The organism is Streptomyces sp. CB00316, from assembly GCF_001905595.1.
GTDB lineage: Bacteria > Actinomycetota > Actinomycetes > Streptomycetales > Streptomycetaceae > Streptomyces.
The window spans coordinates 523,303-544,307 of sequence record NZ_LIXI01000002.1; the positions used below are offsets into that span (position 1 = coordinate 523,303).

15 protein-coding genes and 2 pseudogenes are annotated in these 21,005 nt (G+C 70.5%); 5 read left to right on the top strand and 12 right to left on the bottom strand.

Annotated features, from left to right (window positions below):
* Positions 1–3: 3 nt before the first annotated feature.
* The 4 genes from AMK21_RS06380 to AMK21_RS06395 form a co-directional block, all read right to left on the bottom strand.
* Positions 4–861, bottom strand: a complete 858-nt coding sequence (locus tag AMK21_RS06380) for an ABC transporter permease (protein WP_073875030.1) — start codon at positions 859–861, stop codon at positions 4–6.
* Entirely contained in the window at positions 858–1,829 is a 972-nt protein-coding gene (locus tag AMK21_RS06385; protein WP_073875032.1) for an ATP-binding cassette domain-containing protein, read from the bottom strand. Before AMK21_RS06385 ends, AMK21_RS06380 begins: the two co-directional genes overlap by 4 nt.
* Before the next feature lie 72 nt (positions 1,830–1,901).
* Positions 1,902–2,492: an NADPH-dependent FMN reductase gene (locus AMK21_RS06390; protein ID WP_073875034.1), complete on the bottom strand. Its 591-nt coding sequence runs from the start codon at positions 2,490–2,492 to the stop codon at positions 1,902–1,904.
* Positions 2,493–2,635: 143 nt separating this feature from the next.
* Complete coding sequence (locus tag AMK21_RS06395; protein ID WP_073875036.1) at positions 2,636–3,043, bottom strand: hypothetical protein; 408 nt, start codon at positions 3,041–3,043, stop codon at positions 2,636–2,638.
* 131 nt (positions 3,044–3,174) lie between these two features.
* Between AMK21_RS06395 and AMK21_RS06400 the strand changes: the two genes are divergently transcribed.
* Entirely contained in the window at positions 3,175–4,083 is a 909-nt protein-coding gene (locus tag AMK21_RS06400; protein WP_073875038.1) for a hypothetical protein, read from the top strand.
* Positions 4,084–4,170: 87 nt separating this feature from the next.
* Here the strand turns inward: AMK21_RS06400 and AMK21_RS06405 are convergent, their stop codons facing one another.
* Both AMK21_RS06405 and AMK21_RS06410 read right to left on the bottom strand, forming a co-directional pair.
* Entirely contained in the window at positions 4,171–4,572 is a 402-nt protein-coding gene (locus AMK21_RS06405; RefSeq protein ID WP_073875039.1) for an RNA-binding S4 domain-containing protein, read from the bottom strand.
* A 135-nt stretch (positions 4,573–4,707) separates the two neighbouring features.
* Positions 4,708–6,777 carry a PhoX family protein gene (locus AMK21_RS06410; RefSeq protein WP_073875040.1) on the bottom strand — a complete coding sequence of 690 codons (2,070 nt, stop codon included), beginning with the start codon at positions 6,775–6,777 and terminating at the stop codon, positions 4,708–4,710.
* 293 nt (positions 6,778–7,070) lie between these two features.
* On the opposite strand from AMK21_RS06410, the gene AMK21_RS06415 reads away from it, so the two are divergent.
* A complete protein-coding gene (locus AMK21_RS06415; RefSeq protein ID WP_073875622.1) occupies positions 7,071–8,564 on the top strand; it encodes a VWA domain-containing protein in 1,494 nt (497 codons plus the stop codon).
* On the opposite strand, the pseudogene AMK21_RS06420 reads toward AMK21_RS06415, so the two are convergent.
* Both AMK21_RS06420 and AMK21_RS06425 read right to left on the bottom strand, forming a co-directional pair.
* Positions 8,498–9,761, bottom strand: a pseudogene (locus tag AMK21_RS06420) (sensor histidine kinase). The gene AMK21_RS06415 and the pseudogene AMK21_RS06420 sit on opposite strands and share 67 nt — an antisense overlap.
* Positions 9,758–10,045: pseudogene (locus AMK21_RS06425) on the bottom strand (response regulator); the annotation flags it as partial. The pseudogenes AMK21_RS06420 and AMK21_RS06425, both read right to left, overlap by 4 nt.
* A gap of 184 nt (positions 10,046–10,229) precedes the next feature.
* Between AMK21_RS06425 and metG the strand changes: the two are divergent.
* Positions 10,230–11,843: a methionine--tRNA ligase gene (gene metG, locus AMK21_RS06430; RefSeq protein ID WP_073875042.1), complete on the top strand. Its 1,614-nt coding sequence runs from the start codon at positions 10,230–10,232 to the stop codon at positions 11,841–11,843.
* Positions 11,844–11,916: 73 nt separating this feature from the next.
* Here metG and AMK21_RS06435 read toward each other — a convergent pair whose 3' ends face one another.
* Both AMK21_RS06435 and aspS read right to left on the bottom strand, forming a co-directional pair.
* Positions 11,917–12,702 carry a L,D-transpeptidase family protein gene (locus tag AMK21_RS06435; RefSeq protein WP_073875044.1) on the bottom strand — a complete coding sequence of 262 codons (786 nt, stop codon included), beginning with the start codon at positions 12,700–12,702 and terminating at the stop codon, positions 11,917–11,919.
* 237 nt (positions 12,703–12,939) lie between these two features.
* Positions 12,940–14,739, bottom strand: coding sequence for an aspartate--tRNA ligase (gene aspS, locus AMK21_RS06440; protein WP_073875046.1), 1,800 nt, complete (start codon positions 14,737–14,739; stop codon positions 12,940–12,942).
* A gap of 175 nt (positions 14,740–14,914) precedes the next feature.
* Here aspS and AMK21_RS06445 point away from each other — a divergent pair, with 175 nt between their 5' ends.
* Entirely contained in the window at positions 14,915–17,032 is a 2,118-nt protein-coding gene (locus tag AMK21_RS06445; protein ID WP_073875048.1) for an ATP-binding SpoIIE family protein phosphatase, read from the top strand.
* Between the two features lie 231 nt (positions 17,033–17,263).
* On the opposite strand, the gene AMK21_RS06450 is transcribed toward AMK21_RS06445, so the two are convergent.
* Entirely contained in the window at positions 17,264–18,220 is a 957-nt protein-coding gene (locus tag AMK21_RS06450) for a pirin family protein (protein WP_073875050.1), read from the bottom strand.
* A gap of 221 nt (positions 18,221–18,441) precedes the next feature.
* Positions 18,442–18,900: an SseB family protein gene (locus AMK21_RS06455; protein WP_015609740.1), complete on the bottom strand. Its 459-nt coding sequence runs from the start codon at positions 18,898–18,900 to the stop codon at positions 18,442–18,444.
* Positions 18,901–19,083: 183 nt separating this feature from the next.
* Here AMK21_RS06455 and AMK21_RS06460 point away from each other — a divergent pair, with 183 nt between their 5' ends.
* Positions 19,084–20,910 (top strand): acyl-CoA dehydrogenase, encoded by a 1,827-nt coding sequence (locus tag AMK21_RS06460; protein ID WP_073875052.1) that lies wholly within the window; start codon positions 19,084–19,086, stop codon positions 20,908–20,910.
* The last annotated feature ends 95 nt before the right edge of the window (positions 20,911–21,005 follow it).

The window sequence follows — 21,005 nt, forward strand, 5'->3', positions numbered from 1 at the left end:
CGGTCACTTCCGGTTGTAGAGCCGCATCGTCACGGAGCCGAAGACCACCATGATCAATCCGGCCCACCCCAGCGACCAGGCGATATCGGATGCGGGCCAGTTGCCCGCCATCAGCTCGCGTACCGCCGTCGCCAGGTGGGTGATCGGGCTGTTGTTCACGAAGGCCTGCAGCCAGCCCGGCATCGTCTTCGGGTCGACGAAGACGTTGCTGAGGAAGGTGAGCGGGAAGATCACCATCATGCTGACGCCCATCACCGACTTCTCGGTGCGCAGCAGCAGCCCGAACATGGTCCAGATCCACGAGAACGCGAACGCGAAGACCAGCAGCAGGGCCACCCCCGCCAGCATCCCGAGCACTCCACCGTCCGGCCGGAAGCCGATGATCATGCCGACGGTGAGCATCACCACCGAGGCCAGCACATAGCGCAGCACGTCGCCGAGCAGGTAGCCGACCATCGGCGCGGGCCGCCAGATCGGCAGCGTACGGAACCGGTCGAAGACACCCTTGGTGATGTCGGTGTTGACCGAGACGCCGGTGTACATCGTGATCATCACGACGCTCATCACCAGGATGCCGGGCAGCAGGAACTGGATGTACTCCTGCGTGGAGCCGGCCAGCGCCCCTCCGAAGAGGTACGTGTACATCAGGACCAGCATGATCGGGAAGGCCGTCACATCGAAGAGCTGCTCCGGCACATGCTTGATCTTCAGCACGGTGCGCCAGCCGAAGGTGAGGGAGGCCGAGAGCGCGCTGGGCCTCGGCGGCCGGTCCAGGCCGACCAGGAGAGCCGAGAGGCGCTCCTGGTCCGGCGCGGCGAGCGCGACGTCCTCGAGCTCCGTCTTGGTGGTCGCGGTGCTCATACCGCCACTCCCTTCTTGTCCGTGAGGGCGAGGAAGACCTCGTCGAGGCTGGGCTGTCCCAGCGAGAAGTTGTCGACCGTGATGCCGGACCGGGCCAGCTCGGCCAGGGCCCGTGCCGCCTGTTCCGCCGCGCCCCGGCCGGAACCGTGCGCGTCGACCCGGGCGGTCAGCGCCACCGGGTCCGCGTCCAGCTGGACCGTGGCGTCGAGCTCCAGCGAGAGCACCCGCTCGGCCTCGGAACGCTGTGCGGCGTCGCGCAGCCGCAGATGGACGGTGCCGGAGCCGACGGAGGCCTTGAGCTCACCCTTGGTGCCCTCGGCGATCACCCGGCCGTGGTCGATCACCGCGATCCGAGAGGCCAGCTGGTCGGCCTCGTCCAGATACTGCGTGGTCAGCAGGACCGTGGTGCCGTGCGCCACGACCGCGCGCACGATGTCCCAGACCTGGTTGCGGCTGCGCGGGTCGAGCCCGGTGGTCGGCTCGTCGAGGAAGAGCAGGTCGGGGGTGTTGAGGATGGACGCGGCGATGTCGATGCGGCGCCGCATGCCTCCCGAGTAGTTCTTCACCTGCTTGCCTGCCGCCTCGGCCAGCCCGAAGCCTTCGAGCAGCTGGGCCGCCCGGTCGCGGGCCGCCGGCTTGGAGTGGCCCAGGAGCCGGGCGAGCAGGACGAGGTTCTCGTTGCCGGTCAGGTCCTCGTCGACAGAGGCGTACTGCCCGGTGAGACTGACCCGGCTGCGGACCGCGTCGGCTTCCTTCACCACGTCCTTGCCGAACACCCGGGCGGAGCCTCCGTCCGGGCGCAGCAGCGTCGCGAGCATCCGTACGGTGGTGGTCTTCCCGGCGCCGTTGGGTCCGAGGACCCCGTAGACGGTGCCGGTCGGGACCGCGAGGTCGACGCCGTCCACCGCGCGGTTCTCACCGAAGACCTTCACCAGCCCCGTGGTCTCGATGGCCAGTTCAGTGCTCATGAATCCATTCCTTGTGCGTCGTCGTCGAAGTTCGGGGGCGGGTGTGGGGGGGGGTGAGCCGGAAGTCCGGCGTCAGGAGACATACGGTCGGACCGCCCGTGCCTCGCGCAGGGCCCAGCCCCACCAGCCGAGCTGGTCGAGCATCAGCCGCACCGCCCGGTCCCGCGCGCAGACTCCGGCGCGGTCCTCCAGCGGCGTGTGCAGGAAGTCGAGGGCGACCCCGTTGCGCAGGGTCACCGTGTGCAGTTCCGTGAAGACCGAGCGCAGCTGCTCCACCGCGTACAGCCCGGACGAGCCGTGGCCGTAGCTCACGAAGCCGACCGGCTTGGTCTGCCACTCGTCGTACGCGAAGTCGATGGCCTGCTTGAGGGAGGCCGGGAAGGAGCGGTTGTACTCCGGGGTGACCACGACGAAGGCCTCGGCCCTCCCGATCGCCCCGGCGAACTCCGTCATCTGCTCCGTCGCCCGCTCCGGGTAGTGCACGGGGAAGTCGAACTCCGCGAGGTCCAGCACGACGAGGTCGAGCTCGCTCCGTACGCGAGCGCGCTCCACGAACCAGCGGCCCACCGCGTCGCCGATGCGCCCTTCGCGCGTGCTGCCGATGATCACCGCGACTCGCAGCGGGTCCCCGCCGTCATCGGTCTCCCTGCCCTCGTCCGTCATCGCTCGCTCCTCCTCCCGCTTCCTTCCGGCTCCCTCACCCCTTGGGCGCCAGACGCCGCGACGCGGCCGCCAGATGAGATCTGGCGGCCGCGCCCACGGTCGTTGTCCGCGGCTGGAAAAGCCCTCGCGACCGGCCCGCGCGGTCAGCGCTCCCGCGAGTAGAAGAGGTAGAACGTGGTCAGGAAGACACCCACGCCGACCACCAGTCCCAGCACGGTCGACCGCAGCACGCCGGTATCCGTCAGGCTCACCAGGAAGCCGATCGCACAGGCGGTCAGAGCCCCGTACGCGAGCGCCCGCAGCCCGTGCGGCAGCGTCCGCTGGATCCGGCCCAGCGCGAAACAGAGGGCCGCCACCGCCGCCCCGGAGACGAGGCCCAGGACGACCTGCCCGCCGGTGCTGGGCCCGCCGTCGCGGCGGATGAACGCGGCGAAGAACCCGTAGATGATGCCGAGCGCCAGAGGCACCGCCACGGCGTACGGGGTGAGACTGCGGGGCCGTGCGTGCGCGCGACCCCCCTTCCGGCCGGGCCTGGCTGCGTGTGTGACCATCGCGGACAGCTCCTTCCCTCGCCCCCGTCGCGCGCCCCCGTTCCTCCAGAGCACACCCGCCCGCGCGGCCCGGCAACTCGAACGGCGTACGGCCCTGGGCGGTCCGGCTCCGCGCGGGATTCCCTGGAGGAGTGCGGACCTCTTCCTCAGCGACTTCGGCGACCTCGACGACTTCGGCGGTCTCGGCGGCCCTCTCCGCCGTCCTGATCGTCCTGCTGGCCGCCCTGGTGCCGTTCAGCGCACTGTCCGCCTGGGTCGACCTGGAGATCGACGACACCGACCGGTACGTCGCCGCCGTCTCCCCCCTCTCCTCCGACCCGGCGGTGCAGAGCACGGTCACGGACCTGATCACCGACGAGGCGATGGAGCAGATCGACCTCGGGCCGCTCCAAAACACGGTCCGGGACTTCTTGCACGAGACCGTGCGGTCCTTCACCACCACCGAGGCCTTCGCGAACGCCTGGGACACCGCCAATCGGACCGCCCACGAGGCGGTGACCGCCGCGCTGGACGGCGACAGCGGCGAGGCGGTCACCATCGACCTGGCGCCGGTGATCCAGCAGGTCAAGCAGGATCTGGTGAGCCAGGGGGTGCCGTTCGCGGACCAGATCCCCGTCCAGCGTACGGAGATCACGGTGATCGGCGCGGACCGCGCGGACACCCTCAGGGACTCGTTCCACTGGCTGCGCTACTGCAGCATCTGGCCTGCCATCGCCACGCTGGTCCTGCTCGTGCTGGTGCTGGGCATCGCGACGGTACGGGGCGGACTCCGGGCCGCCCTGACCGCCACCGCGGCCGTCGGCGCCGGGTTCGTCCTCGGGGCGATCGTGCTGCGGATCCTGATGGCGGTCGGCCGGAGCCGGGCTCTGGACGAAGTGCCGGGCAGCGACCGGGAGGCGGCGGCCGCGGTGGTCGACGCTCTCACCGCCTCGCTGCGGACCACGGTGTGGGTGGTGCTGGTGGTCGGGGCGGTGCTGCTGGTGGGGGCGGTGGTGGCCCGGGTGCTGCTGCTGGGGCGGCGAAGGGCCGGGCGGGGGTGACCGTCCCGACGTTTCACGTGAAACACCCGTGCGGACGTTTCACGTGGAACAACGGGACAGAACCCGCACGGAGGACCGCCGGTTGGCTCAGAGCTCCGGCGGGCGTCCCTGGAGGCGCTCCATCTCGCGGCGGTCACGCTTGGTCGGGCGGCCCGCGCCCCGGTCCCGTACCGGAACCTGGATCGCGAGCTCGCGCGGCGGCGGGGGCGGACTGTTGTCGACGAAGCACTCGGCGGCCACCGGCGGACCGACCCGCTTCTTCACGATCTTCGAGATGACGACGACCCGGTCCCGTCCCGCGTGCCGGAGCCGTACCTCGTCGCCGACGCGGACGGCCTGGGCGGGCTTGGCCCGCTCACCGCCGACCTTCACATGCCCGGCCCGGCAGGCGGCGGCCGCCTGGGCACGGGTCTTCGTCAGCCGGACCGACCAGATCCACACATCGACCCGGACGCTTCCCTCCGCCTGCGGCGCGTCACCGGAAACCATGGGACCGACTCTAGTCCGGTGGACGCGGGCAGGCGACGGACCACCGGTACCTCCAGGTGGCCTGGTTGAAGAAGAGGGATGCACATCAGGCCCGCACCGTATGGGCACAGGCCTGATGGTCATGCGGTCCCGGGGTCACACCCCGATGTCACGCCCGTCCTTGCGCCAGACCGCGACGACTGAGGGGCGGACGATCTTCCCGGGTCCATCGGGCCAGGTGCTCGCCGGCTTCTCCACCGAGGCCCCGTCGACCTCGCCCGGGTGCTGGACGGCGACCAGGACGCGCCGGTCCTGGATGACCGGGCCGCAGGTCTCCGCACCGGTCGGGACGGTCAGGAACTGCTTCAGCTCACCACGCCGGTCACCGTGGGTCGCGACGCCGAAGAGGCCGTCGTGCGAACCGAGCTGGTTGCCGTCCGTGGAGATCCACAGGTTGCCGTGGTCGTCGAACGCCACGTTGTCCGGGCAGGAGATGGGGCTGACGCGCTCCTTGGGGAAGCCTGCGAAGTACGTCGACGGGTCGTTCGGGTCGCCCGCGACGAGGAAGAGCCGCCAGGCGAAGCCGTCGCCCGCCGGGTCGTCCCAGTTCTCCGCGAGCTCCAGGATCTGCCCGTGCTTGTTGGCGTTGCGCGGGTTGGCCTCGTCCGCCGGGGCCTTGCCCTCCTTGCCCCGGTCGGAGTTGTTGGTGAGCGCCACGTAGACACGGCCGGTGCGCGGCGAGGGCTCGACGTCCTCGGGCCGGTCCATCTTGGTGGCGCCGACCCTGTCACCGGCCAGCCGCGTGTAGACGTACACCTCGTCGGCGGTCATGCCGGGCACGTGCGAGGTGGCGCCGGTGGCCAGCGGGATCCAGACGCCGCTGCCGTCGAACTCACCGTCGGTGGGCAGCTTTCCGGTGCCGTCGACCTCGGCGGCCGGGGAGTCGCCGGTCAGCTTCGCGACGTACAGCGTGCCCTCGTCCAGCAGCGTCAGGTTGTGCTCGCGGGCAGCCCGGGAGTTGCCCTTCTTCATCCGCTTGCTGGAGACGAACTTGTAGAGGTAGTCGAACTTCTCGTCGTCGCCCATGTAGACGACCGGGCGCCCGTCCGAGGTCAGCCGGGGCTCGGCCGCCTCGTGCTTGAACCGGCCCAGCGCGGTCCGCTTCCGCGGGGTGGAGTCGGGGTCGTACGGGTCGAGTTCGACGACCCAGCCGAAGCGGTTGGCCTCGTTGGGCTCCTTCGCCAGGTCGAACCGGCGGTCGAACCGCTCCCACTTGCGCTCGGTGGCGCCGGCGCGGATCCCGTACCGCTTGTGCATGTCGGTGGTGCCGTTGGCGAAGTACTGGTTGAAGTTCTCCTCGCCGTGCAGCGTGGTGCCCCACGGAGTCGTGCCACCCGCGCAGTTGTTGAGGGTACCGAGCACCTTGCGGCCGGTGCGGTCGGCGGACGTACGCAGCAGAGGGCTGCCCGCGGCCGGTCCGGTGACCTGGAATTCACTCGTGGCGGTGAGCCGGCGGTTCAGCGGGTGACGGCTGACCGGGCCGAGCTTGCCGGTGCGGCTCTCCTCCTGGACGACGACCACGGAGAGTCCGTGCGCGGCCCAGGCGATCTCCACCTGTTCACGCGTCGGGTTGGCCGGATCGTAGCCGCGGAACATGAGCATCTCGTCCGTGTACTCATGGTTGGCGACCAGGACCTGACGGCCGCGCTCACCGCGGAGCGGGAGGAGCGAGAGGAAGTCGTTGTTGTAACCGAACTGGCCCGCCTGCGCCTTGGCCGACTGCTTGTCCGGGTTGAAGGCGGGCGCCCCGCGCAGGATCGGCTCGCCCCAGCGGATCACCACGTTCTGGCTGTACCCGTCAGGGACGGTGACCTTGTCGTTCTTGTTGGGCGCGACCGGCGAGAACCGCAGGCCCCGGGCGCCGGACGGGGCCGGTTTGTGGGGCGGACCCGGTTGGTGGCCGTGCCCCGCGAGCGCGGCGGCCTCCGCCTGCGGGGCGTTCGGGCCGGTCAGTGTGGCCGTCCCGGCTGCGGCGGCGACCGTCACGACGGCGGCAGCGCGCATCATCGAGCGGCGTGAGACGGCACGGGCGATGATGTCGCCGGCGTACTCGTTGTCGCTGGTGTTCGGAATCTCCTTGAAGCAGGCGTCTCCGCAGCGGAAGCGGCAGGTCAGCGCGGAACGCCCGCCCGGGTGGGAGCTGATGAGGGGCAGCAGATTACGCACGTGGATTCCCTCCGTCGGTGTGTCGTGCGTGACGGTAGGTGCGCCCGCACGCGGTCCGAGGGACTTCCGGTGAATGGGGGGTGAAGTCCGGCCCACCGCTGTTCCTTTGCAGCCGTGCACGGCCACAGCGCCGGACTCGGTCCGGGATCAGTTTCGGCTCGGTTGGCGCAGGGGTGGGCCGGACCGGCGAACGGCCGGATCCGGCCGCTAACCTTACGTATCCGTCCTGACCAGGGATGAAATCACCCAGGTCGGACATTCCCCGCACCCAACTCATGCGAAAGGCCTCGCCCATGGGCATTCGGAGCTTGCTGCGTAAGGTGTTCGGCCGCACGGAGCAGGACGAGCCGACCACGGCCACCGTCCCGCCCCAGGCCGAGCGCACCCAGTCCACGGAGCCGGAGCCGGAGACCACTTCGGCGGCCGGGTCCACGTCGGAGACGGAGGGGTCCAAGCCGAAGGCGTCGATCCCGGCACCCGCTTCGCCCGTCGCGGAGAGCACCGACGGTGACGCCGGTGCCGCGGACCTGGTGGCCGCGGCCTTCGACAAGGCGGCCGCCGCCCCGACGACGCCCTCTCCGTCACCGACCGTCCCCGCACAGGGCTCGGGGCCGGACGCCGAGCCGGCCGCCGAGCCGAAGGCAGAGACCGTCGCCGAGCCGGCCGCCGAGCCGAAGGCGGAGACCGTCGCCGAGTCGGCCGTCGAGCCCGTCGCCGAGCCGAAGGCGGAGACCGTCGCCGAGTCGGCCACGGAGGCCGTCCCGGAGCCCGTAGTCGAGCCGGTCGAGGTGGAGGAGCCCGCCGCGGAGGCGGTGAAGGCCGAGAAGCCCGTCGAGGCCGACGAGCCCATCGCCGAGCCCGTCAAGGCCGAGGCGCCCGCACCGGACCCGGTCGTGGAGCCGGCCACCGAGCCGGCCCCGATCACCATCGACTTCGACCTCGCCCCGGAGCCGGCCACCGAGCCGGTAGCCCAGGTCGAGCCGCAGCCTGAAGCAGAAGTGACCCCCGCCCCGAAGGCCGCAGCCCCCACCGAGGTCAACGAAGCCGCCGCAACCCCCGAGGCGACCCCCGCGCCCCCCAATGCCTCCCCCGCCGCCAAGCCCGCCACCCCCCTCGCCCGCGTCACCCAGCACGCGCCGCAGCTCGTCGGCCCGTACAAGGCGGCGCAGTCGGCGCTCAAGGCGCACGGGCTGACCGGGCTCCGCGCCCGCGTCTACCTGGTGTTCGACCGCTCGGGCTCCATGCGGCCGTTCTACAAGGACGGCAGCGCCCAGCACCTCGGCGACCGCGCCGTGGCACTCGCCGCCCACCTGGACGCCGACGCCACCGTGCCCGTCGTCTTCTTCTCGACCGACATCGACGGCACCGGAACGATCGAGCTGGCCGCCCACGAGGGCCGCGTCGACGAGCTGAACGCCGGGCTGGGGCGCCTGGGCCGGACGAACTACCACCGCGCGGTCGAGGAGATCGTGGCGCACCACGAGAAGGCGCTGGACGCCGGCCCGGCTCTGGTGATCTTCCAGACGGACGGCCCGCCGGACGCCAAGCAGCTCGCCCGCCAGGCGCTGGCGGACGCGGCGCGACTGCCGCTGTTCTTCCAGTTCGTCGCGTTCGGCGAGCAGGACGGGAAGGGATTCGACTTCCTGCGGAAGCTGGACGCCCCCAACGCCGCGTTCTTCCACGCCGGCCCGGCCCCGCGCGAGGTCGCGGACGCCGAGCTCTACCGGGAGATCCTCGCCGGGCTGCCGGCCTGGATCGCGGCGCGCGAGGCCCGTTCCGAGGGCTGATCGACCGGCAGCCGCACGGTCACGGCGAGACCGCCGCCCCCGGGCCCGGTACCGCCGTGACCGTACCGCCGTGGGCCACCGCGACGGACCGCACGATGGACAGCCCGAGGCCTGACCCCGGGCCCATCCGGTCGCGCCCCTCGCCCCGCCGGAACGGCTCGAAGAGCCCCGCGATGTCGGCCTCGGAGACCACCGGGCCGGTGTTACGCACCACCAGGGCGCCGTCGCCGGTCAGCGAGACGTCCGCCGAACCGCCCGGCACGTTGTACGTGACCGCGTTGGCCAGCAGGTTCGACACCAGCTGGGAGAGCAGCAGCCGGTTGCCGCGCACCGGCCAGGCCGCCACCTCCACGGCGACGACCGGACGCCGTCCGGCCTCCCCGCGGAAGCCCCCGGACGTCGCCCCGCCTCCCCCCGCGCCCCCGGGTGCCGGGCCGTCTCCTCCGCCACCACCCGGTCGAACCGGACGTCCTCGCTCTCGTCGGCGGCCAGCCCGCGTTCGCTGCGGGCCAGCACGAGCAGCCCCTCTACGAGCCGCTCGCTGCGCCGGTTGGTGTCCAGCAACGTCTGTCGGGTGCGGACGAGGTCCTCGGGGGTCGGGTCGTCCGGTCCCACCTGGATCGCCGCGCGCTGGGTGGCGAGCGGGGTCCGCAGCTCGTGCGAGGCGTTCGCGATGAACCGGCGCTGACTGTCGAACGCCTTCTCCAGCCGGGCCAGCAGCGCGTCCAGCGTCTCGCCCAGCTCCTTCAGCTCGTCGTCGGGGCCGCTGGAGGCGATCCGCTCGTGCAGCGTCCGCTCCGAGAGCCGACGGGCCTTCGCCGTCATCGCGTGCACGGGCCGCAGCACCCGGCCGGCGATCCACCAGCCGACGCCGACCGCGCCCGCCGTCATCACGAGGAGCGCGGCGACGGACCAGTACATGTGCTGCTTGCTCGCCGCGTCGCTGACGTGGTCGGTCAGTTCGTAGGCGGTGGGCGCGCCGACCGAGCTGCGGGCGATGAACGGGCCGTTGACGGTGTACCCGGGCGGAACGACGGTGACGGAGGAGGCGATGGCACGCGCCTCGGAGTCCGTGCCGGCACGGGAGGCCACGTTGACGGTGGCGAGCAGGGCCGTGCCGAGAACGAGGAAGACCCCGCCGTACACGAGGGCGATGCGCGTCCTGATCGTCGAGTGCGACAGCTTCGACGCCCCCAATCGTCGGCGCCGAGGTCGAGCCCGGCGACCCGGTCCTCCATCGAGCCGGACGCGGCCAGGATCCGGGTGCGGGAGCCGGAGGCGACCAGGCGGCGGGCCACGTCGTCGCCGTGGACGCGCGGGAGGTCGCGGTCGAGGACGACGACGTCGTAGTCGTGCAGCCCGAGGTAGGCGAGGGCCGCGTCCCCGCTGTGGACGGTGTCGACCGCGAAGCCGGCCCGGCGCAGCCCCGTCGCGACCGGTTCCGCGAGGATCTCCTCGTCCTCGGCGACCAGTACCCGCATGGTGGTGTCCCCTGCCTCGCGCACGCTTGTCCGCTCCCTCCCGGAATGTGACTTTCCTGGGTGAACCATTGCGGGAAGGGATGTTTCGCAAAGCTCTCCATCCACGGACCCACCCACAGCCCCACCCACCCGGCCCGCTTTATCGATGTGAGTGGATCTTCAACTGACCGTTAGGATTTCGACCATGGCGGCCACTGGATCCGAGAAGCAGGGGGCGACGGCGTACTACGTCTCGACCCCCATCTACTACGTCAACGACGCTCCTCACCTGGGCCACGCCTACACGACCGTCGCAGGCGACGTGCTCACGCGCTGGCACCGCCAGCGCGGCGAGAAGGTGTGGTACCTCACCGGCACGGACGAGCACGGTCAGAAGATCATGCGCACGGCCGAGGCGAACGACGTCACTCCGCAGGCTTGGTGCGACAAGCTCGTCGAGGAGGCGTGGAAGCCCCTCTGGGAGCATCTGAACATCGCGAACGACGACTTCATCCGGACGACGGAGAAGCGGCACACCGACCGTGTGCAGGAGTTCGTGCAGGACCTGTACGACAAGGGCGAGATCTACAAGGGCGGCTACGAAGGCCCGTACTGCGTGGGCTGCGAGGAGTACAAGCTCCCCGGCGATCTGATCGACGGCGAGGGCGAGTTCGCCGGACAGAAGCTCTGCCCGGTCCACAAGAAGCCGGTGGAGCTCCTCAAGGAGGAGAACTACTTCTTCAAGCTGAGCGAGTACGGCCCGAAGCTGCTGGAGTTCTACGCGGCGAACCCGGGTTTCATCCAGCCCGAGTCGGCCCGCAACGAGATCGTGAACTTCGTCGAGCAGGGCCTGCAGGACCTGTCGATCTCGCGCTCGACCTTCGACTGGGGCGTCCCGGTCCCGTGGGACGACAAGCACGTCATCTACGTCTGGATCGACGCGCTCCTCAACTACGCGACGGCCGTGGGCTACGGCGCCGACCAAGGGAAGTTCGACGGTACGTTCCCGGCGAACGTGCACCTGATCGGCAAGGACATCCTCCGCTTCCACACGGTGATCTGGCCCGCGATGCTGATGGCGCAGGGCCTGCCGCTCCCCGGCAAGGTCGTCGCCAACGGCTGGCTGATGGTCGGCGGCGAGAAGATGTCGAAGTCGAACCTGACCGGCATCAAGCCGCAGGACCTGACCTCGCACTTCGGGGTGGACGCGTACCGCTGGTACTTCCTGCGGGCCATCGCGTACGGCAGCGACGGCTCGTTCTCCTGGGAGGACTTCACCGCCCGCTACACCTCCGAGCTGGCCAACGACTACGGCAACCTCGCCTCGCGCGTGGCGGCCATGGTCGGCAGGTACTTCGGCGGCGCGCTGCCGGAGGCCACGGCCGCCGGTGACGCCGAGCGGGCCGTGCAGGAGGGCCTGGCGAAGGCCGTGGCGACCGCCGATCGGAAGATCGGCGAGGAGCTGGACTTCCAGTCCGGCATCCTGGCGATCTTCGACTTCGTGAAGCAGGTCAACGGCTACATCACGGAGCAGGAGCCGTGGAAGGTGGCCAAGGACACCACTCCGGAGGGCCGGGCCCGCCTCGCGACCATCCTGTACACGGCCGCCGAGGCGCTGCGCGGGGTCGCGGTCCTGCTGAACGCCGTGATGCCGGAGACCTCGCAGAGCCTGTGGGAGTCCCTGGGCGCCGAGGAGACCCTGGGCGCGCTGGCCGACCAGAAGGTCCAGGACGCGGGCACGTGGGGCATCCTGCCCGCGGGAACGACGGTGACGAAGGGCGCGGTGCTGTTCCCCCGCCTGGAGGGCAAGCCGGCGTAGCCGCCGCCGTACGTATGTGAGGAGCCCGGGACCACGAAGCAGTGGCCCGGGCTCCTGGCGTACGCAGACCCCGTCACCGCCCCAGGGTCTCCGCGTCCCCCATCACGATCACCGGGTTCAGCTCCGGGTCCAGGGTGCGCAGGAGCTCCTCCATGCGCGCCTCCGGGATGGAGACGCAGCCCTGGGTGGGGCCGCCGTGGTCGACGTGGATCCAGATGCCGCCGCCGCGTTCGAGGCCGAGGGGGCGGGTACGGTCCAGGGGGGTGACGCCCTCCGTGCGGTTGTAGTTGATCGCGACGACGTAGTCGAAGGAGCCCTCCAGGGGCTCCCCGTAGAACCCCTCGCCGTCCACCGCGAACCGGGGGTGTTCGTCGTACGGGAGCAGAGCGCCCGGGTCGGGGAGGCGGCCGCCCGCGTCGGTGAGGGAGTAGACGCCCTTGGGGGACCTCAGGTCGCCCGCCACATGGTGGTCGGTCCAGCCCTCCATGCCGTTGTGTGCGTCCCAAGGACCGGCGACGGCGACCCATCCCTCCGCTGGGTCCTCCCGGCTGTACAGCACCGCGCTGGACCGGTTGGCGTCCTCGTCCTCCCCGGTGACGACGAACGCCTGCCGGGCGTCCTCGGGGATCTCCGCCCGCGTCCGCGGCCCGAGGTCCGGGATCTCCGCGGGGCCCGACGTCGCCTCGGTGGAGGGCGATGAGCGGAGTACGGAGGCGGCGCCGGACTCCGGGCCCGCGGCGCCCTGCCCCGGGGCGCCTACCGGGACGGTGGAGCCGGAGGAGGCGCAGCCGGTGAGCAGCAGGGCCAGGACGAGGAGCGGTGCGGTGAGCAGGGCGGGCGGGCGGAGCGGGACGGACACGGTGGCGGGCTCCTCGGATGACGGCGGACGGCGTGGCGGGGCGGCACGCGGCGCGAGAGGGGTGTCTCGGTGCCAGTCTTTGCCGCACCCGGCGCCGTCGAATCCGAACCGGGGCCATCCGGCTGTACCACGTCGCCCGGGCGCCCACGGCTCTCCCGCCCCTGCAACGAAACAGCCCCCGATCAGGTGATCGGGGGCTGTTTCACGTGAAACATCCGCAGAGCGGGACCGTACGGACTACTTGTCGGCGGGCTTCTCCGACGCGCCGACGCCCTTCGCGGCGACCGGCTTGCGCAGCTGGATGTTCAGCTCTCGCAGCCGGGACTCGTCCAGCACGGTCGGGGCGCCCATCATCAGGTCCTGGGCGTTTCCGTTGAGCGGGAAGGCGATCGTCTCGCGGATGTTGGGCTCGTCGGCGAGCAGCATCACGATGCGGTCGACGCCCGGGGCGATGCCACCGTGCGGCGGGGCGCCGAGGCGGAACGCGCGCAGCATGCCCGCGAACTCGTGCTCGACGGTCTCGCGGTCGTATCCGGCGATCTCGAAGGCCTTGAGCATCAGCTCGGGCTCGTGGTTACGGATGGCGCCCGAGGACAGCTCGATGCCGTTGCAGACGATGTCGTACTGCCAGGCCAGGATGTCCAGCGGGTCCTTCTCCTCCAGGTCGGCCAGGCCGCCCTGGGGCATCGAGAAGGGGTTGTGCGAGAAGTCGATCTTGCCGGTCTCCTCGTCCTTCTCGTACATCGGGAAGTCGACGATCCAGCAGAACCGGAAGACGCCCTCCTCGAAGTGACCGGCGCGCTTGGCGGCCTCGACCCGGACGACCGACATGATCTTGGAAACCTCGTCGAACTCGCCCGCGCCGAAGAAGACCGCATGGCCCGGGGCCAGCGAGAGGCGCTCGGTGAGCGTCTTGACGTCGGTCTCGGTGAGGAACTTGGCGATCGGTCCGGCCAACGTGCCGTCCTCGCCCACGCGCACCCAGGCCAGGCCCTTGGCGCCGTGCTCGACGGCGTACTCACCGAGGCCGTCGAAGAACTTGCGGGACTGGCCCGCGGTGTCCGGGACGGGCAGCGCGCGGACGTGCTTGCCGGCGAACGCCTTGAACCCGGAGTCGGCGAAGACGTCCGAGATGTCGACGAGCTCCAGCTTGGCCCGCAGGTCCGGCTTGTCGTTGCCGTACTTCAGCATCGACTCGCGGAACGGGATGCGCGGGAACGGCGAGGTGACCTCGCGGCCGTTGCCGAACTCGGTGAAGAGCTCGGTCATCAGCTTCTCGATCGGCTGGAAGACGTCCTCCTGCTCGACGAACGACATCTCGACGTCGAGCTGGTAGAACTCGCCCGGCGAGCGGTCCGCGCGGGCGTCCTCGTCGCGGAAGCAGGGTGCGATCTGGAAGTAGCGGTCGAAGCCCGAGATCATCAGCAGCTGCTTGAACTGCTGCGGGGCCTGCGGCAGCGCGTAGAACTTGCCGGGGTTCAGCCGGGACGGGACGACGAAGTCACGGGCACCCTCGGGGGAGGTCGCGGTGAGGATCGGGGTCGCCATCTCGTTGAAGCCGAGGGCCACCATCTTGGAGCGGATGGAGGCGATCACGGCAGAGCGCAGCAGGATGTTGCGGTGCATACGCTCGCGGCGCAGGTCGAGGAAGCGGTACTCCAGGCGCCGTTCCTCGTTGACGCCGTCCTCGGTGTTGATCGTGAAGGGCAGCGGGCCGGCCTCGCCGAGCACCTCGACCTCGGTGACCTCGATCTCGATCTCACCGGTCGGGAGCTCCGGGTTGACGTTCTCGGCGCCGCGCGCGGAGACCTTGCCGTCGATCCGGACGACGGTCTCCTTGGTCAGCTTCGCCAGGGCCTCGTTGCCGGGGGTGCCGGGGCGGGCGACGAGCTGCACCAGACCGTAGTGGTCGCGCAGATCGATGAAGAGGATGCCACCCAGGTCTCGGCGATTGTGCAGCCAGCCGCTCAGCCGGACGTCGGTGCCGACGTCAGAGGCGCGGAGCTCGCCGCAGGTGTGGGACCTGTACCGATGCATCGTCGTTCATCCAGTCTTCGCGGTTAGGGGTGGATTGAGCTTCCCCAGGCTACCGCCCGGGGCCGGGCCTCTTCATTTCCCTTTCCCGCTCCCCTCCTCGCCGCCCACCGCCAGGTACCCGCTCTCGGCGTCCCCTCGGTGGCGTACGGAGAGCACATCTTCCTAAAGTGGGGCAATGCGCACCGAGGAAGTCCTGGCCGCGATCGCGACCGGCCTGTGGCGCTGGGACAACGCCGCCGGCACGGTCACGCTCGACGCGGAGGCGGCCCGGCTGCTGGGCCTGCCCGCCGAGCCCGGCAGCTACCGGGAGGCGGCGGTGCGCTCCCGTTTCCACCCGGTCGACTGGAACGAGATCTACGGGGTCGTGAACCTGGCCGTCGCCGAGGGCACCCTCGCCGAGGCCCGGCTGCGCATCGTGGACGAGCGGGGGAAGGTGCTGCGTACGGTACGCAGCCGCTCCAAGCCGGTCGTAGCGGCGGAGGGAGACAGGGAGGACTACCTGCTCATCGGCACGCTCCAGGAGGTCGCCGAGCCGCAACTGGGCTCGGCCGGCCCCCACACACCGATCACCGGGGACTGGCGCAGGTCCAGGGAGGCCTTCCTGCTGGACGCCGGGCGGGCGCTGGCGGAGGCCCGGTCCACGGAGGAGGTGCTGCGGGTCGCCGCGTCCCTCTCCATGCCCGGCTTCTCGCCGGACGGGCTCGCGGTCTTCGGCTCCGTCGGGGAGCGGCTGACGATCATCGGCCACCACGGGCAGAGCACGGCGGACGAGGACCCGTTCACCGACATGCCCCTGGACACCGACTACCCGGCCGCCGAGGTCGTCCGCACCGGCCGCGCGATCTACCTCCCCTCCCCCGAGGAGTACCGCCGCCGCTACCCCGCCACCTGGCCGCTGGCCCGGCGCTTCGGGCGGCAGTCCTGGGCGTTCCTCCCACTGGTCTCCTCCGGCCGCACGATGGGCGCGTGGATGGCCGGGTTCCAGCATCCGGTGGGGTTCTCGCCCGACGAGCGCGCTGTGCTCTCCACGGTCGCCCGGATGCTCGCCCAGGCGCTGGCCCGGGCCGGGGTCGCGGAGACCGAACGGGAGCTCTCCCTCGGACTCCAGCGCTCGATGATGCCGACGCTGGGGCCCGACATCCCGGGTATGACGGTGGCGGCGCGGTACGTGCCGACCGGGGGCGGGCTCCAGGTGGGCGGCGACTGGTACGACATGATCCCGCTGCCCAACGGCCGGATCGCCCTGGTCATCGGCGATGTCCAGGGCCATGACGTACGGGCCGCCGGGCTCATGGGCCAGCTCCGCATCGCCCTGCGCGCGTACGCCTCCGAGGGGCACCGCCCGGACGCCGTACTCGCCCGGGCCTCACGCTTCCTCTCCGGGCTGACCGACACCTACGAGGGAGTGGCGGGCGACGACGAGCCCTCCGCGCCCCGCTTCGCGACCTGCCTGTACGCCGAGGTGGACCCGGAGGCCGGGACCCTGGACATCGCCCGCGCGGGCCACCCCGACCCGGTCGTGGTGAGCGCCGACGGCACCGCGGTGATCCGCCAGACGGCGGGCGGGCTGCCACTGGGCATCGAGGCGGACTCCGACTACCCCACCACCCGGGTCGTCCTGGAACCCGGCGAAACGATCATGTTCTGCACGGACGGCCTCATCGAGACCGGCGGCCACGACATGGCCACCGGCTGGGCCCGGCTGCGCCCGGTCCTGGAGGACCCCACCGTGGACCTGGAGGAGATGGCCGACGCCCTGGTCCAGGCCGTGCACGGGCCGGCCTCGCACTACACGACCGGGCCGCTCGCCGACCGCCGCGAGGACGACATCGCGGTGCTCGTGCTGCGGCGGGAGAGAGTGCGGGCGCCGGAGACGCCGATGCGCCGCAGCGTCCTGACGATCGCGCAGGCCGAGCCCGAGCGGATCTCGGTGGGCCGCCAGCTCGTACGGGAGCTGCTGCACGACTGGAAGGACCCCGAGCAGGTCGACTCGGCGGTCCTGATGGTCTCGGAGATGGCCACCAACGTGCTGGTCCACACGGACGGCGACGCGCTGATGGCGGCGGAGATCTCCGGGGAACGGGGGGAGCGGCGGCTGCGGGTGGAGGTGGCCGACGCGAGCGACGAGCTGCCGCACAAGCGGAGGCCGGGGGAGATGGCGTCCAGCGGGCGGGGGCTGGTGCTGATGGAGATGCTGGCGGACGCGTGGGGGGTGGATCCACGGGGGGAGGGGAAGTCGATCTGGTTCGAGCTGTACGAGTCGGCCGAGCCGGGGGAGTTGGGGGCGCTCTGAGGGGCCCGGGACCCTGATCGCCGCGGTGCCCTACCACCCGTAACGGTTCCGAGCAGCACCGGTGTGACGGCGGTCTTGACCGCGACGACCAGCCAGATCGCGACGGCGGGCGCCGTCGGGCAGGAGGGGCTGGGTAGAGGGCACCCTCCCACCGGATCACGGCGTACGTGGCCGGGCCCGCCCGCCGCCACCGTACGAGTGACGGCTCGTCAGGCAGGACCGCCCCGGGCATCACATGCCGTGGACCGCCGGGACCGTACCGAGGCGGCCGGCCTGGAAGTCGTCGAAGGCCTGCTTCAGCTCGGCCTGACTGTTCATCACGAACGGCCCGTAGTGCGCCATCGGCTCCCGGATCGGACGTCCGCCGAGGAGGACGATCTCCAGGTCCGGGGTGTTCCCGTCCTGCTTCTCGTCCGCGCGGACGGTCAGCGAGCCGCCGCTGCCGAACACCGCGGTCTGCCCGAGGCGGATGGGCCGGCGCTCCTCGCCGACCGTGCCGCGCCCGGCCAGGACGTACGCGAGCCCGTTGAAGTCCTCGCGCCAGGGCAGGGTCACCTCGGCACCGGGCCGGACGGTGGCGTGGATCATCGTGATCGGCGTGTGGGTGATGCCGGGGCCCTGGTGCCCGTCGAGCTCACCGGCGATGACCCGGAGCAGCGCGCCACCGTCCAGGGAGGTGAGGAGCTGCACCTCGCCGCCGCGGATGTCCTGGTAGCGCGGGTTCATCATCTTGTCGGCCTTGGGGAGGTTCACCCAGAGCTGGAGCCCGTGGAAGAGCCCGCCGGACAGCACGAGCGACTCCGGCGGCGCCTCGATGTGCAGCAGACCCGAACCGGCGGTCATCCACTGGGTGTCGCCGTTCTCGATGGTGCCGCCGCCACCGTTGGAGTCCTGGTGGACGAAGGTGCCGTCGATCAGGTACGTGACCGTCTCGAAGCCGCGGTGCGGGTGCCAGGGGGTGCCCTTGGGCTCGCCTGCGGCGTACTCCACCTCACCCATCTGGTCCATCATGATGAACGGGTCGAGGTGCTGGTAGTTGATCCCCGCGAACGCGCGGCGGACGGGGAAGCCCTCGCCCTCGAATCCGCTCGGCGCCGTGGTGACGGCGAGCACGGGGCGGGCCACGGCGTCACCCGAAGCGGCCACCTTGGGCAGGGTCAGCGGGTTGTCGACGGTCACTGCGGGCATGGGAGCCACCTCCGGGCGAGTGTTCTGGAACGAATTTAGTTGAATGATGAACATCCCGCAAGGCGTACGGCATTCCCGCCTCGTCGCCGACGGCGAGGGAGCCCGCCCCACCCGACAGCGCGAAGATCCCGCCACCGACAGCACAAGGGCCCGCGCCACCCGGCGCGGGCCCTTGCCCGATTGAAGAACCCGCAGGTCAGCGACGCACGGAACCGAAACAGCTACCCGTACATACGCCGCATCGCGAAGTCGACCATCTGCTCGACCGCCTTGGCGTCGAAGACCATCCGATGATCGCCCTCCATGTCCAGGACGAAGCCGTATCCGGTGGGCAGCAGGTCGATCACCTCGGCGCCGGTGATCACGAAGTACTTGGACTCCTTGCCCGCGTAGAGCCGCAGCTCCTTGAGCGTGGTGAACATCGGGATCACGGGCTGCTGCGTGTTGTGCAGCGCCAGGAAGCCGGGGTTGTCACCGCGCGGGCAGTAGACCTTCGACGTCGCGAAGATCTGCTGGAAGTCCTCGGCGGAGAGGGAGCCGGTGGTGAAGGCCCGTACCGCGTCGGCCAGGGAGGGCGGAGAGGGCTCGGGATACAGCGGCTGCTCGCCGTAGCCGCCGCCCATCTGCCCCATCTGGCCCATCTGCTGCTGAGCACCAGGGTTCTGGTCGTAGCCGTACATGCTGCAAAGAGTAATCGGACACATCTACGGCTTGAGGGGTTGCGCCTTATTACTGACGGGTAGCATCATCGTAGAGGTCAGCTGATACACCCGCGTCTGCCTGTACCCACGCCTGCCTGTCGCCCGACCCGCATCACTCCCCGGGGCGCTGTGCGCCACTGCTATTGATTACGGAGCCTTCCCATGGGGCACTACAAGTCGAATCTCCGCGACATCGAGTTCAACCTCTTCGAGGTTCTCGGGCGCGACAAGCTGTACGGCACCGGTCCGTTCGCGGAGATGGACGTCGACACCGCGAAGAGCATCCTGGAGGAGATCGCCCGCCTCGCGGAGAACGAGCTCGCCGACTCCTTCGCCGACGCCGACCGCAACCCGCCGGTCTTCGACCCGGAGACCAACACCGCGCCGGTCCCGGAGAGCTTCAGGAAGTCGTACCAGTCCTTCATGGACTCGGAGTACTGGCGCCTGGGCCTGCCCGAGGAGATCGGCGGCACCACCTCCCCCCGCTCCCTGATCTGGGGCTACGCGGAGCTGCTGCTCGGCGCGAACCCGGCCGTCTGGATGTACTCCTCCGGTCCCGCCTTCGCGGGCATCCTCTTCGAGGAGGGCACCGAGGAGCAGAAGAAGGTCGCGGAGATCGCCGTCGAGAAGCAGTGGGGCTCGACGATGGTGCTGACCGAGCCGGACGCCGGCTCCGACGTCGGCGCCGGCCGGACGAAGGCCGTGCAGCAGGAGGACGGCTCCTGGCACATCGAGGGTGTGAAGCGCTTCATCACCTCGGGCGAGCACGACATGTCCGAGAACATCCTCCACTACGTGCTGGCGCGCCCCGAGGGCGCGGGCCCCGGCACCAAGGGCCTCTCGCTCTTCCTGGTCCCGAAGTACCACTTCGACTGGACCACCGGCGAGCTGGGCGAGCGCAACGGTGTGTACGCGACGAACGTCGAGCACAAGATGGGCCTCAAGGCCTCCAACACCTGCGAGATGACCTTCGGCGACCGCCACCCCGCCCAGGGCTGGCTCATCGGCGACAAGCACGACGGCATCCGCCAGATGTTCCGCATCATCGAGTTCGCCCGCATGATGGTCGGCACGAAGGCCATCGCCACCCTCTCCACGGGCTACCTGAACGCGCTGGAGTACGCCAAGGAGCGCGTCCAGGGCACGGACCTGTCGCAGTTCATGGACAAGACGGCGCCCAAGGTCACCATCACGCACCACCCCGACGTGCGCCGCTCGCTCATGACGCAGAAGGCGTACGCCGAGGGCATGCGCTCCCTGGTGCTGTACACGGCCACCGTCCAGGACGCGATCCAGGAGAAGGAGGCCGCGGGCGAGGACGCCAAGGCGCTGAACGGCCTCAACGACCTGCTGCTCCCGATAGTGAAGGGCTACGGCTCCGAGAAGTCCTACGAGCAGCTGGCGCAGTCGCTCCAGACGTTCGGCGGCTCGGGCTACCTCCAGGAGTACCCGGTCGAGCAGTACATCCGGGACGCCAAGATCGACACCCTTTACGAGGGCACGACGGCGATCCAGGGCCAGGACTTCTTCTTCCGGAAGATCGTCCGCGACCAGGGTGTCGCGCTCAACACGCTCTCCGAGGAGATCAAGAAGTTCCTCGCCGGCGCCCAGGGCAACGAGGAGCTGGCCCCCGCGCTGGACTCGCTCGCCAAGGCGGCCGTGGACCTGGAGGCGATCGTCGGCACGATGATCACCGACCTGACGGCCACCGGCGAGGACGTCAAGAACATCTACAAGGTCGGGCTCAACACGACCCGCCTGCTGATGGCCTCCGGCGATGTCGTCGTCGGCTACCTGCTCCTCAAGGGCGCGACCGTGGCGGCCGAGAAGCTGCCGACCGCCTCCGCCAAGGACGTGGCCTTCTACCAGGGCAAGATCGCCGCCGCGAAGTTCTTCGCCGCGAACATCCTGCCGGGCGTCTCGACCGAGCGTGCGCTCGCCGAGAACGTCGACAACTCCCTGATGGAGCTGGACGAGGCCTCCTTCTAGGACCTCGCCCGCGCTCGGTACGTCGACAGCGCCGCCACCCCGGAACTCGTCCGGGTGGCGGCGCTTTCGTATCAGCTTTCGTATCGGCTTTCGTA

Coding starts and splice junctions, on each gene's coding strand:
- AMK21_RS06455 (WP_015609740.1), bottom strand. CDS start 18,900: ATGTACGGCTACGACCAGAACCCTGGTGCTCAGCAGCAGATGGGCCAG.
- AMK21_RS06450 (WP_073875050.1), bottom strand. CDS start 18,220: ATGCCCGCAGTGACCGTCGACAACCCGCTGACCCTGCCCAAGGTGGCC.
- AMK21_RS06380 (WP_073875030.1), bottom strand. CDS start 861: ATGAGCACCGCGACCACCAAGACGGAGCTCGAGGACGTCGCGCTCGCC.
- metG (WP_073875042.1), top strand. CDS start 10,230: ATGGCGGCCACTGGATCCGAGAAGCAGGGGGCGACGGCGTACTACGTC.
- AMK21_RS06460 (WP_073875052.1), top strand. CDS start 19,084: ATGGGGCACTACAAGTCGAATCTCCGCGACATCGAGTTCAACCTCTTC.
- AMK21_RS06395 (WP_073875036.1), bottom strand. CDS start 3,043: ATGGTCACACACGCAGCCAGGCCCGGCCGGAAGGGGGGTCGCGCGCAC.
- AMK21_RS06385 (WP_073875032.1), bottom strand. CDS start 1,829: ATGAGCACTGAACTGGCCATCGAGACCACGGGGCTGGTGAAGGTCTTC.
- aspS (WP_073875046.1), bottom strand. CDS start 14,739: ATGCATCGGTACAGGTCCCACACCTGCGGCGAGCTCCGCGCCTCTGAC.
- AMK21_RS06405 (WP_073875039.1), bottom strand. CDS start 4,572: ATGGTTTCCGGTGACGCGCCGCAGGCGGAGGGAAGCGTCCGGGTCGAT.
- AMK21_RS06390 (WP_073875034.1), bottom strand. CDS start 2,492: ATGACGGACGAGGGCAGGGAGACCGATGACGGCGGGGACCCGCTGCGA.
- AMK21_RS06445 (WP_073875048.1), top strand. CDS start 14,915: ATGCGCACCGAGGAAGTCCTGGCCGCGATCGCGACCGGCCTGTGGCGC.
- AMK21_RS06415 (WP_073875622.1), top strand. CDS start 7,071: ATGGGCATTCGGAGCTTGCTGCGTAAGGTGTTCGGCCGCACGGAGCAG.